General features: G+C 43.5%; 8 protein-coding genes. All 8 read left to right on the top strand.

From position 1 onward, the window contains the following. The first annotated feature begins 32 nt into the window (after nt 1-32). The 8 genes from BACPLE_RS08615 (at nt 33) to BACPLE_RS08580 (ending at nt 12,476) form a co-directional block, all read left to right on the top strand. Entirely contained in the window at nt 33-965 is a 933-nt protein-coding gene (locus tag BACPLE_RS08615) for an aldo/keto reductase (RefSeq protein WP_007560932.1), read from the top strand. 11 nt (nt 966-976) lie between these two features. Continuing rightward, on the top strand, nt 977-1,900 hold the full coding sequence (locus tag BACPLE_RS08610; protein ID WP_025018820.1) for an amidohydrolase family protein: 924 nt from the start codon (nt 977-979) through the stop codon (nt 1,898-1,900). After that, on the top strand, nt 1,897-3,150 hold the full coding sequence (fucP, locus tag BACPLE_RS08605; RefSeq protein WP_007560929.1) for an L-fucose:H+ symporter permease: 1,254 nt from the start codon (nt 1,897-1,899) through the stop codon (nt 3,148-3,150). The genes BACPLE_RS08610 and fucP overlap by 4 nt, the downstream gene beginning before the upstream one ends. 37 nt (nt 3,151-3,187) lie before the next feature. After that, entirely contained in the window at nt 3,188-4,204 is a 1,017-nt protein-coding gene (locus BACPLE_RS08600; RefSeq protein WP_007560927.1) for a zinc-binding alcohol dehydrogenase family protein, read from the top strand. Between the two features lie 29 nt (nt 4,205-4,233). Beyond that, a complete protein-coding gene (locus tag BACPLE_RS08595) occupies nt 4,234-5,676 on the top strand; it encodes a tagaturonate reductase (RefSeq protein ID WP_007560925.1) in 1,443 nt (480 codons plus the stop codon). A gap of 42 nt (nt 5,677-5,718) precedes the next feature. Beyond that, nucleotides 5,719-7,206, top strand: a complete 1,488-nt coding sequence (locus BACPLE_RS08590; RefSeq protein ID WP_007560923.1) for a UxaA family hydrolase — start codon at nt 5,719-5,721, stop codon at nt 7,204-7,206. Nucleotides 7,207-7,326: 120 nt separating this feature from the next. After that, on the top strand, nt 7,327-9,882 hold the full coding sequence (locus tag BACPLE_RS08585; RefSeq protein ID WP_007560921.1) for a glycoside hydrolase family 2 TIM barrel-domain containing protein: 2,556 nt from the start codon (nt 7,327-7,329) through the stop codon (nt 9,880-9,882). A gap of 71 nt (nt 9,883-9,953) precedes the next feature. Next, nucleotides 9,954-12,476: a glycoside hydrolase family 2 gene (locus BACPLE_RS08580; RefSeq protein ID WP_040312738.1), complete on the top strand. Its 2,523-nt coding sequence runs from the start codon at nt 9,954-9,956 to the stop codon at nt 12,474-12,476. Nucleotide 12,477: the final 1 nt, after the last annotated feature.

The raw sequence follows: 12,477 nt of genomic DNA, 5'->3' as shown, positions 1-12,477 counted from the left end.
GTAAAAAATTAACCTTTAAATTCTTTTTCAAAATGGAATATCGTGAATTGGGAAAGACAGGACTGAAAGTGCCTGTATTGAGTTATGGTGCATCTTCGTTGGGTGGAGTTTTTCATTCTATTAAAGAAAGTGAGGCTATACAGTCTGTTTTTACAGCAGTAGAACATGGACTGAACTTTATTGATGTTTCTCCATATTACGGACATTATAAGGCAGAAACAGTACTGGGTAAGGCTCTTAAGGAGTTGCCAAGAGAATCGTTCATACTTTCAACCAAGGTGGGACGTTATGGCAAGGATGGTGTTAATACATGGGACTACTCGGGCAAGCGCGCACAGGAAAGTGTATACGAAAGTATGGAACGTCTGAATATAGATCATATTGACCTTATCAATGTTCACGATGTTGAGTTTTCGGATATGAACCAGGTGGTGAACGAAACATTGCCTGCTCTGGTGGAACTGAAGGAGAAAGGCCTGGTGGGTCATGTGGGTATAACCGACCTTCAGCTTGAAAACCTGAAATGGGTTATTGACCATGCAGCTCCGGACACAGTTGAGGCGGTGCTTAATTTCTGTCACTATTCGCTTAACGATGACAAACTTGTTGACTTCCTCGATTATTTCGATGAAAAGGGTGTAGGGGTGATAAACGCTTCACCATTTGGTATGGGACTTCTCACACAGAGAGGTGTTCCTGAATGGCATCCAGCCCCAAAATCACTGATTGAGGCATGTGCAAAGGCTGCGAAGTTTTGTAAGGAACAGGGATATCCTATTGAGAAGCTTGCAGTACAGTTCTCTGTTAGTAACCCAAGAATACCTACAACACTGTTCAGTTCGGCAAAATCAGAATCTGTACTTCAGAATATTAAATACATTGAGGAACCTATCGACTGGAGTCTTGTGGAAAAGGTTAAGGAGATAATAGGTGATCAACAAAGAGTAAGTTGGGCAAATTCATAAATACTGTTGCTATGGATTATACAATAATTGACGCTCACTCACATCTGTGGCTTTATCAGGATACTGAAGTAGATGGCCTGAAAATAAAAACTACAGAGAATGGTCAATCATTGTTTATGGGGGAGGTGAGACAAATGCTTCCTCCCTTTATGATTGACGGAAGAAATACGGCAGAGGTTTTCCTGGCAAATATGAACTATGCCCAGGTTGGAGGAGCTGTTGTTACTCAGGAGTATATCGATGGTATACAGAATGACTATCTACTAGAGGTCATGACAAATTATCCCGACAGGTTTTTTGTGTGCGGTATGTGTGAATTCAGGAAGCAGGGTTACTTTAATCAGACTGTTGAACTTATAGACAAAGGGTTTAAGGCCATAAAGATTCCAGGACACCGTCTGCAGCTAAAGGACGGAAGGGTGATGCTCAATTCGGACGAAATGATGAAGATGTTTCATTTGATGGAAGATAAAGGAGTGATTCTTTCCATAGATATGATAGAGGGAGACCTTCAGGTTGGCGAGATGGAAGAAATCATTTCAGAATGTCCGGGTTTGAAAATAGCCATCGGTCATTTCGGCATGGTTACAAAACCGGACTGGAAGAAGCAGATAATGCTTGCCCGCCATAAAAATGTAATGATTGAGTCTGGCGGTATCACATGGCTGTTCAATGACGAGTTCTATCCGTTCAACGGTGCTATAAGGGCTATCAACGAAGCTGCCGACCTTGTCGGTTTCGAGAAACTGATGTGGGGTTCCGACTATCCGCGCACAATTACAGCCATCACCTACAAAATGTCGTACGACTTTGTGATTAAATCAAAAGAATTGGAAGAGAGAAGCAAAAAACTTTTCTTGGGCGAGAACGCGAAAGCCTTTTACGGTTTCAAGAATCTGCCTGAGTTACCTTATATTAAAAACATGTCAGAATGAAAAACAAATATTTTATACCGCTTTTACTGATATTCAGCTTGTTCTTCATGTGGGCTATCAGCAGTAATCTGTTGCCTACAATGATCAGGCAGTTGATGAAAACCTGTGAACTGAATGCTTTCGAGGCCTCGTTCACTGAATCTGCCTATTGGCTGGCCTACTTCCTGTTTCCCATACCGATAGCAATGTTCATGAAACGTTTCAGCTATAAGTCGGGTATAATAGTCGGTCTCATTCTTGCTGCTATCGGAGGTCTGCTTTTCTTCCCTGCAGCTGAGATAAAGGAATACTGGGCATATCTTGTAATCTTCTTTATTATGGCAACGGGAATGTGCTTTCTTGAGACGGCTGCCAATCCGTATGTGACAGCTTTGGGTACACATGACACGGCTTCGCGAAGATTGAATCTTGCACAGTCGTTCAACGGTCTTGGTGCTTTCATCTCCGCAATGTTTCTGAGCAAGCTTATACTTACCGGACAGAACTATACGCGCGAAACGCTGCCTGCCGACTTCCCGGGAGGCTGGGAAGGATTTATCCAGATGGAGACAGACTCCATGAAGATGCCTTATCTGGTTCTTGCCGTGTTACTCATCATTCTTGCAGTAGTGTTTACACTGTGTAAACTTCCAGACATAGATAACGAAGAATCGCACGGAGAGAAGGGCAAGCTTATCAATTTTGCAGTGTTGAAACGCAAGCATCTGAGATGGGGAGTCATCGCACAGTTCTTCTATAACGGAGGGCAGACAGCCATCAACAGCCTGTTCCTGGTTTACTGCTGCATGTATGCAGGTCTGTCGGAGGATGAGGCGACCACATTCTTCGGACTGTATATGCTGGCTTTCCTTGGCGGCAGATGGATAGGTACTATGCTAATGTCGAAATTCAGACCTCAGGATATGCTGCTTACATACGCTATAGTAAATATCATACTGTGTGGAGTAATTATTATGTTCGGTGGTATGACAGGACTTTATGCCATGCTTGCAGTGTCGTTTTTCATGTCAATCATGTATCCTACCCAATTCTCACTTGCTCTACGCGACCTCGGCGAGGACACCAAGAGTGGTTCGGCATTCCTTGTAATGGCTATTATAGGTAATGCATGTATCCCTCAGTTTACCGCATTTGTGATGAATCATAACGCGGATTTCTATCAGGTGGCATATATAATACCTCTGATATGTTTCTTCTTTACAGCATATTATGGCTGGAAAGGTTATAAGATAGAGAAAAAACATCATTAAAATAATACAATAACAAATTTAAATAAATACATAGATTATGAAAGCTGTTCAAATTACTGAAGCCGGAAAGGTTCAAGTAGCTGATATAGTTAAACCAACACTTGGAGTCGGAGAAATTTTACTTCGTATCAAATATGTCGGATTCTGTGGTTCCGACCTTAATACTTACCTTGGAAGAAATCCTATGGTCAAGATGCCTGTTATCCCGGGACATGAAGTGGGTGCTGTGATAGAGGAAATAGGCGAAGGCGTTCCTGTCGGTTTCGAGAAGGGAATGAACGTGACTGTAAATCCATATACCAACTGCGGAAAGTGTGCCTCATGCCGCAACGGACGTGTCAATGCCTGCGAACACAACGAGACTTTGGGCGTTCAGCGTAACGGTTCGATGCAGGAGTTCCTTGTCCTCCCTTGGACAAAGGTTATTCCGGCTGCCGGCCTCTCGGATAAGGAATGTGCATTGATTGAGCCTATGAGCGTAGGTTTCCATGCCGTCTCAAGAGCACAGGTAACTGACATTGATACTGTGGCCGTGATAGGTTGCGGAATGATTGGACTTGGTGCCATAGTAAGGGCATCGCTTCGTGGAGCAAGAGTAATAGCCATGGATATTGATGACGAGAAACTTGAACTGGCAAAACGTCTCGGTGCATCGATGGTTATCAATTCTAAGACAGAAAATGTGGTTGAAAGAGTAAGGGAACTTACTGACGGTTATATGGCTGATGTGGTGATAGAAGCTGTGGGCAGTCCTGTCACATACGTAACTGCCATTGATATTGTTGCTTTCACAGGTCGTGTGGCATGTATAGGCTATGCCAAGAGTGAAGTGGCTTTCCAGACAAAATATTTTGTTCAGAAGGAACTCGACATACGCGGTTCGCGCAATGCAATGCCTGAGGATTTCCGTGCCGTGATACATTATCTTCAGAATGGAAATTGCCCGATGAACGAACTTATCTCTGCCGTAGTGAAACCTGAAGAGGCAGGTGAGGCTCTGCAGAAATGGTCGGAAAATCCAGGTAAGGTATTCAGAATGTTGGTTGAATTTTAATTTTATCAATTTTAATTTTTGACATTACAATGAAAGCTTTAAATAATAAGACTGCAGTAAAGGCAGTACGTCCGGAACGTATCATACAGTTTGGTGAAGGCAATTTCCTTCGTGCGTTCGTTGACTGGATTATCTCGAATATGAATGAAAAGACAGATTTCAACAGCAGTGTTGTTGTGGTGCAACCTATAGATAAAGGTATGGTTGATGCCCTCAATGCTCAGGACTGTCTTTATCATGTCAATCTTCAGGGACTTAACAATGGCGAGGTGGTGAACTCATTCAGAATGATTGATGTCATCAGCCGTGCCCTGAATCCATATAGCCAGTATAATGATTTCATGGCACTGGCAGAACAGCCTGAGATGAGATTCGTAATCTCGAACACTACTGAAGCAGGTATCAACTTCGATCCGTCGTGCAAGCTCGAAGATGCTCCTGCAAACTCTTATCCGGGCAAGCTGACACAGTTGCTTTATCACAGATTCAAACATTTCAACGGCGACAAGTCGAAAGGACTTATCATCTTCCCATGCGAGCTTATCTTCCTCAACGGTCACAAACTGAAGGAAACAATCTATCAGTATATTGAATTGTGGAACCTTGGTGAAGAGTTCAAGTCATGGTTTGAAACAGTATGTGGTGTATATGCCACACTGGTGGACCGCATCGTACCGGGATTCCCTCGTAAAGACATAGATAACATAAAAACTAAACTAGACTTTGATGACAATTTAGTTGTACAGGGTGAGGCTTTTCACCTGTGGGTAATCGAAGCACCGGAATCGGTTGCCGAAGAATTTCCTGCAAACAAGGCGGGGCTGAACGTTCTGTTCGTCCCGTCGGAGGAGCCATATCATGAACGCAAGGTGACTCTCCTGAACGGTCCTCACACTGTATTGTCGCCGGTGGCATTCCTTTCGGGCGTCAATATCGTGAGAGATGCTTGCCGGCATGAGGTGATAGGTAAGTTCATCAAACGTGTGATGTTCGACGAGCTGATGGAAACCCTTAACTTACCGAAAGAAGAACTTAAGAAGTTTGCAGATGACGTTCTTGAACGTTTCAACAATCCTTTCGTGGATCATCAGGTGACATCAATCATGCTTAACTCATTCCCTAAGTATGCCACACGCGACCTTCCGGGAGTGAAGGAATATCTGAAACGCAAGGGTGTTCTTCCTGAAGGACTCGTCCTCGGTCTTGCAGCCATCATAGTATACTACAAAGGTGGAAAGCGTGCCGATGGTGTAGAGATAGTTCCTAACGATGCACCGGAAATCATGGCGATGCTTACAAGTTTGTGGAACGATGGCTCGGTAGAAAATCTTGTGAAGACAGTTCTCGCCGATACTTCCATCTGGGGTGAAGACCTTAATACCATCCCGGGACTGGCAGACCGTGTAATTTACTATATCAACAAAATCCAGAGCGAAGAAATGCTTCAGACAGTAAAAGACCTTGTAGATTGATACTTCTACCTGTATTCTTCAATTTATAAATGTTAGTTTGTTATGACTGAATATATCCAGATAAACCCTGCGGACAATGTGGCTGTGGCACTGCACCCATTGTCCAAGGGTACTATAATAGAGGTAAACGGCAATTTTATAGAACTGGCTGAGGATATACCTGCCGGTCATAAGATTGCCTTGAAGGATTTTGCAGAAGGTGATATGGTGATAAAATACGGTTTCCCTATATCGCACACTGTGAAAGAAGTCAGGAAAGGACATCTGCTGAACGAGAAAACTGTTAAGACTAACCTTTCCGGTCTGAGTACATATACTTACACTCCGAAGTTCGAGAAACAGACTTTTTCGAACGAGAACCGTACATTCAAAGGATATTTGCGTGCCAACGGAGAAGCCGGCATACGTAATGAGATATGGATTATCCCTACGGTGGGTTGCGTGAACGGAATAGCAAACCAGTTGGCCGAACAGCTTCGCAAGGAAACAGATTGCGAGGGGGTTGACTCCATTATATCTTTCCCTCATAACTACGGATGCTCGCAGTTGGGTGACGACCATGAGAATACCCGTAAGATATTGCGCGACATGGTCCTTCATCCCAATGCCGGAGCTGTCCTTGTCGTAGGTCTTGGCTGTGAGAACAACCAGCCTGATGCCTTTCGCGAGTTTATAGGTGACTATGATACCCAAAGGATCCGTTTCCTTGTTTCTCAGAAAGTAGATGATGAGATAGAAGAGGGTATGAAACTTCTTCGTGAGATGTATGCCATAGCCAGGGAAGACAAGCGGACTGATGTCCCCCTGTCAAAACTGCGTATAGGACTCAAGTGCGGCGGGTCTGACGGACTGTCCGGTATCACGGCCAATCCGATGCTTGGGGTGTTCTCTGACTATCTTGTTGCCCAGGGTGGGACAACAGTCCTCACGGAGGTACCTGAAATGTTCGGAGCCGAGACACTGCTCATGAACCGTTGCCGTACGCAGGAGATATTCGACGATACAGTGACCATGATAAACGACTTCAAGAACTACTTCATCTGCAATGACCAGCCTATATATGAAAATCCTTCGCCGGGAAACAAGGCGGGAGGTATTTCTACACTTGAGGAGAAATCATTGGGATGTACACAGAAGTCGGGAAGCTCGATGGTGGAGGATGTTCTGAAATATGGCGACCGTGTCACAACACACGGACTTAATCTGTTGAGCGCACCGGGCAACGACCTTGTGGCAAGTACGGCTCTTGCTTCTGCCGGATGCCATATCGTACTGTTCACAACAGGTCGAGGAACACCGTTCGGAACATTCGTTCCAACCGTGAAGGTATCGACCAACACACCGCTGTACGAGCAGAAACATACGTGGATTGATTTCAATGCCGGAACTCTGGTAGAGGGAGAAAGCATGGAATCTTTAAGCAGACGTTTTATAGACTTTGTGGTGGAAGTGGCAAGCGGAAAGCAGGCACTGAACGAAAAGAAGGGATACCGGGAAATAGCTATCCTTAAGCAAGGAGTAACTTTATAAAATGTTTTATTTTTTTAAATGATGAAACTCTCCGTTGATATCTGAAATATAAATGGAGAGTTTTTTTGTTTTTACACTTTTGAAATTATTTTTGTCATTAATATTAATCTGAAAATCGATATGACCATAAAAAACATTATCACAGTCTTAACTATCTTTCTGTCCGGATTCTGTTATGCCGGAACCTCCACTAAAGTGGATTTCAACTTCGATTGGAAATTCAGCAAACCAGCAGGCTTCGTGCCTCAGGACACTTTGTTCCTGAGTCCAGATATAAAGTGGGAGGATGTGTGTCTGCCTCACGACTGGAGTATCAGCGAAGGATATACCAAGACTCAGACAGCCGGAAGCAATGGTTTTCTGCCTGGCGGTGTGGGGATTTACATGAAGAATTTTCTCACCTCGGATGATATGAATGGGAAAAAAGTGTTCATTCATTTCGAAGGTGTATATAATAACTCAAAGGTTTGGATAAACGGGCATCTGTTGGGATTCCGTCCTAACGGATATGTGGGATTTGAATATGAACTTACTCAATATCTGAAACCAAAAGGTTCGATGAATACAATAACTGTCTGCGTTGACAGAAGAGCGTATGCCGACAGCAGATGGTATGTCGGTGCCGGTATATACAGGAATGTGAGTCTTATTCTAAGAAACGAGCTCTATATTCCTTCAGACGGAATATTCGTTACCACACCACAGGTAGGCAACCGTTCGATGGTGAATGTGGTATGCGAGGTGAAGAATGCTGGAACAGGTGTAAAAGGAGTCACCGTGAAGCACGAAGTAGTGTACGACGGCAAGACAATAGCTTCTGTTTCCGATGATTTTGTTGCCCTGAAAGGCGATTTCAATGAGTTCACTGCATCTGTTGAACTGGAGAATTGTCATCTCTGGAGTCTTGAAACGCCTTCGATGTATGAGCTTCATACTACTCTGATTGCTTCTGACGGATATGTGATGGATAAGAAAACAACAAAATTTGGTATCCGCAACATTAAATTCGATGCGGATGAAGGCTTCCTTCTAAACGGAAAATCCGTAAAAATAAAAGGAGTGAACATACACCACGACTTGGGATGTATGGGTGTTGCCGCATACGATGATGCCCTGTTGCGACGCCTTCTGAAACTTCGTTCCATAGGCTGCAATGCCATACGTACAGCCCATAATCCGCATTCGGAAAGTCTGCTGGAAATGTGCGACAGTCTGGGACTTCTTGTAATGAATGAATTTATCGACGAATGGAAGGTAGCAAAGAAAAAGTGGATTACTGAGCGAGCTAAGGAAGATGCGCCCGACAGCATATCAATAGGATATACCAGATACTTCGATACGCATGCCGAGCACGACCTCAAGTCGTTCATCAGGCGAGACAGAAATCATCCTTGCGTGATACTCTGGAGTATAGGCAATGAAATAGAATGGACCTATCCATATTACTGGGCATCGAGCAAAGACAATAAAGGGTTCAAGGGGCTTATCCATACGGGCGACCCGGAAACAGACAACAAGTCTATACTGAAAGAGTTCAACCGTCTGTCAGGAGGAAAAGACGATTTGGCTGAAACAGCCGCTGTCCTTGCCGGTTGGGTTAAGGATGTGGACACTACCCGTCCCGTCTCTTCAGGAGTCGTTGTTCCGTCAGTTTCGCGTCTCTCCGGATATACAGACGTGCTTGATGTAGTGGGATATAACTATAAAGACAAATATTATGAAATCGACCATAAGCTATATCCATATCAGCCTATTATCGGTTCGGAGAATGTTGGTCAGCTCTTTGAATGGACAGCCGTGGCCGACAAGAAGTACATAGCGGGCATCTTCGTGTGGACAGGATTCGACTATCTTGGCGAGAACGGTCCATGGCCTGCAAGGGGTGGAGACTGTTCTTTCTTCGATTTCGTGGGCAACAAGACAGCGCGTGGCCATTTCTTTGAATGTCTGTGGAAAGACACACCGAAAACCCATATTGTAACAATACCTGAAAAAGAAAGCGAGTTCAAGATGGATGCTGACGGAAGTTTCACCTACACTCCACGCCCGGGATGGATCAGACGCTGGGAGTGGTACGACACACGCGATAAATGGAAGTACCGCAGGGACGAGGACATACTGGTACAGGTATATACCAACGCCCCAGAAGTGGAACTGTTTCTGAACGGCAAATCGTTGGGAACAAAGAAACGCAGCGATTTCATGGAGCATAATATACTGATGTGGAAGGTGGCATACAAGGAAGGAACACTCCTTGCGGTAGGCAAGGACGGCGACAGAATATTGTCGAAAGACACTTTGTCCACAAGCGGCAAGCCGTGCCGTCTGGCACTGAACTGCGACCGCAAAACAGCTACCGACAACGGTTATGACCTTATCCATGTAGAAGTATCCATTGAAGATAAAAAAGGAAACACAGTAGTCGATATACCTTCGGATGTGAGGATAATCCTCGACGACAAGTTTGAACTTGCCGGACTTGACAATGGATCGCCTTCGATAGAAGATTTGAACATCAACGTCATAAACAATAGTGTAAGGACATATAACGGAAAGTGTCTGTTTGTCCTGAGAACCATAAGAGGGAAGAAAGGAACATCCTTTGTAAAGGTTGTAGGTGACGGTGGAATACAGGGCAGATGTAAAATTCTGATTTCCCACCCTATATCACATTAATATCCCCCTCATATATTATAAGTGAAAGATATAGTTTTATGACATCAAAAAAACATGTAAAACCTAAGATTATGAGAAATAAAAATCTTTTAGCTTTAATAATCCTATTATCAACCCTAAAGGTTTCAGCATCTGATTCAAATGTTGATTTCAATAAAGATTGGAAATTCGTACTGAAAGATTCTGCTCATTATTCATATACTTCTTATGTCCCTGGTGATGAATGGAAGAAAGTGAACCTGCCACACGACTGGAGTGTTGGTCTGCCTTACGACTCCATCTCTGGCGAAGGGTGTGTAGCTTTCCTTCAGGGAGGAATAGGATGGTATAGCAAATCATTTCCCACAACAATCAGCGCAAATCAGAAATGCTATATAGTGTTCGATGGAGTATATAATAATTCTGAGTATTGGATAAATGGCAAAAAACTTGGATATCATCTTTCGGGATATGCTCCTTTTTATTTTGATGTCACAGACTATCTCAATCCCAATGAGGATAACCGCATGACTGTAAGGGTCGACCACAGCCATTATGCCGACAGCAGATGGTACACCGGTTCAGGTATATACAGGGATGTGAAAATGATTGTAACCGACAGACTGCATATTCCGGTTTGGGGAACATTTGTCACTACTCCCGTGGTTACTGATAAATATGCTAAAGTAAACAACCAAATTACCGTGCGCAACAGTTACTCTGAACCCAGAACAGCTGTTGTTGAGATAGTGTATAAAGATAATAAAGGCAATATCGCAGCCTTTGAGGTCTTCAGTATAAAACTGAATGCTGGTGAGGAGAAAATTATCGACATCGTATCGGAGATAAAACAGCCGGATTTGTGGAGCGTCGAGATACCAGTCCTCTATACAGCCGAGACCCGTATTAAGAATGGCGATGAAGTCATTTCTGAAAACACTGTCAGGTTCGGTATACGAACATTCCACTTTGATGCAGACAAAGGTTTCTTCCTTAACGGAAAAAATATGAAGATAAAAGGAGTATGCCTGCATCATGATGCCGGTATAGTTGGCACAGCAATGATACGCGATGTGTGGTACCGACGTCTGAAAACCCTTAAGGAAGGAGGATGTAACGCCATCCGCCTTTCGCACAATCCGGGAGCGGATGAGTTTCTGTCTTTGTGCGATGAGATAGGTCTTCTGGTCCAGGAAGAGTTCTTCGATGAGTGGGATTATCCCAAAGATAAAAGGCTCAATATGAAGGAAACGGTAGAAGACTATCCTACTCATGGTTATTGTGAGCATTTCCAGGAATGGGCTGAAAGGGATTTGAAAAACGTAATGAGGAGAAGCCGTAATCATGCCTGTATCTTCCAGTGGAGTATAGGTAATGAAATAGAATGGACTTATACCGGATGCCGTGAGGCAACAGGTTTCTTTGGAGCCGATTCCAACGGTAATTACTTCTGGAACCAGCCTCCATACTCTAAAGAAAAAATCAGAGAAATGTGGAAAATCCAGCCTAAACAAGCATACGACATTGGTCGTACAGCGCAAAAATTAGCAGCATGGACACGCCAGATGGATACTACACGAGTGGTTACCGCCAACTGCATCCTGCCTTCCATAAGTTTTGAGACAGGATATATCGATGCACTTGATGTGGCTGGTTTCAGCTACAGACGCGTGATGTATGATTATGCTAAGAAGAATTATCCTGACAAACCTATAATGGGTACAGAAAATCTTGGTCAGTGGCACGAATGGAAGGCGGTGATTGAAAGAGATTTCGTTCCGGGTATGTTTATATGGACAGGAGTCGATTATCTGGGAGAAAGTGGAAGCCGCCTTTCAAGATGGCCTCAAAAGTCAATAGGATGTGGTCTCCTGGATATGTGCGGCTATGTGAAGCCTTCGTACGACATGATGAAATCATTGTGGACTGACAAGCCTTTTATTGCTATATATTCACAGACTCCAGACAAATCTTCGTATCTCCAGGTAAAAGATGGCTTTACTGATAAGAAAGGACATGAATGGGATAGAAGATTATGGGTTTGGGATGATGTAAACTCTCACTGGAATTATCAGAAAGGTGACTCGGTAATAGTAGAAATATATTCCAATTGTGATGAAGTGGAACTTTTCGTTAACGGCAAGTCGATGGGAAAGAAGTATATAGACGATTTTGAGGATCATATCTATAAATGGGCAGTTCAGTACAAGCCTGGCACTATTACCGCAAAAGGAAAAAATAAGTTAGGTAATACCACTACAGCTATAAGGACTTCAGGCAAAGAACATTCGATATTGCTAGCGGTTGACAAACAAAGTATCGCAGCAAATGGAAAGGATGTTCTGCATGTCACAGCCCAGCTTACAGACAAAAAAGGTAATCCTGTAAAGACAACAGAACAGATGCTTAAGTTCAACATCGATGGAGAGTACCGTCTGTTGGGTATAGACAATGGAAATGTAAAGAACGTATCTCCATATCAAAGCAAGGAGATTATGACATATCAGGGAAGATGTATGCTGATGCTTCAGTCAACAGAAAAAACATCGGTACTGAATATCAGTGCAGAAACAAGTGAATTACAGTCGAATAAACTAACAATTAATATAAAATAAA

The organism is Phocaeicola plebeius DSM 17135 (assembly GCF_000187895.1).
Classification (GTDB): Bacteria; Bacteroidota; Bacteroidia; order Bacteroidales; family Bacteroidaceae; genus Phocaeicola; species Phocaeicola plebeius.
This window is presented reverse-complemented; position numbering and strand designations above follow the sequence as displayed.